Here is a 1,169-nt window from a genome sequence, read left to right on the forward strand (position 1 = left end):
TTTAAAATCTCGACTTGCCAATTTTGAAAGGTCGGTATTGTGTTAATAAACTCATCCAGTCCTGAGGCATTGACTTGGTCGTAAAATTGGTATAAACCTTCTTTGATCTGTTTCATGCTTCTCTTCGGGTCTTTTGCCTTTTCAAACCATATTCTGAAAGCTTCTTTTAATCCATAAGCGATTCTTAACTCTTCAGATAGCCCTAAATAGCGTTCTAAGTGCCAGTGTTGTTTCTCACTGAGTTTGTCATAAGGCATATGAAATACATGCCTCATACGTTTACACTTCTTTCGATCATAATCGTGGAAGTCTTTTTGTACACGTTTTCTTACTCGATCCACAGCCCAGTAGATATAACGACAAAAGTGAAAGCGATCAGCTATGATTATAGGGTCATTCAAGGCTTTCTTAACGGCAGAGGCAAAAGAAGGACTCATATCCATGATAACCATCTTGACCTTTGAACCTCTGGTTCGTAAGTATTTCTTTACAGTCTCCACTGAACGATCAGGAAGGATGTCTAACGGATTATGGGTTTCCCCATCCGCAATAATGACTTGGTATTTTCCTTCATTCGTATCTCCTTTGTATTCATCAATCGCAATGACAGAAGGCAATTCCTCCACCTCTTTCAAAGCTGGGGCTGCAATCTGGTCAAAGCGTCGAATGACGGTTGTTTGGGATGTTCGAAATTGGCCAGCCGTATCTTTAAAATTCTTTCCTTGGATTACCCTTAACCCCAAGGCTTGGTTCCATTCTTTTGTGTGACGTTGGTAACGTTCTACAAACGTATTGTCTTCAAAGAAACGTTTCCCACACCTACATACATATCGGCGTTTACGATAAAACAGAAAAGAGGTTCGTTCATAGACTTTCAAGTGCTGTACTTTCTGAACACGGTAATCATGAACCCGATTCGTTCGTTCTTTACAGGAGGGACATCGATGATGTCTTCTTGGGATCTCCACATGAAGATGAAAAACACCCTCTACCTCCTCAGCTCGTGTTACCTTTACTCCTTCTAATCCTGGCAAAACCATGTTAAAATGCACGTACACACAACTCCTATCCCCACTCTTGTTTCTCGTCAATTCAAGTGTACAGGTTATAGGAGCTTGTGTGTTTTTTTACGTGAATTTTTCTCATACCCCAACAAATATTGTAGAGCC

1 protein-coding gene is annotated in these 1,169 nt (G+C 40.5%); it reads right to left on the reverse strand.

Features of this window, described 5'->3' with window-relative positions:
• Positions 1-1,058: ISL3 family transposase (locus tag ACTWQL_RS24790; RefSeq protein WP_443145010.1), on the reverse strand; the 1,058-nt coding region annotated here is incomplete at its 3' end.
• Between the last annotated feature and the right edge of the window lie 111 nt (positions 1,059-1,169).

Origin of the sequence: Pseudalkalibacillus sp. R45, from assembly GCF_052246725.1 — a bacterium.
Lineage (GTDB): Bacteria > Bacillota > Bacilli > Bacillales > Fictibacillaceae > Pseudalkalibacillus.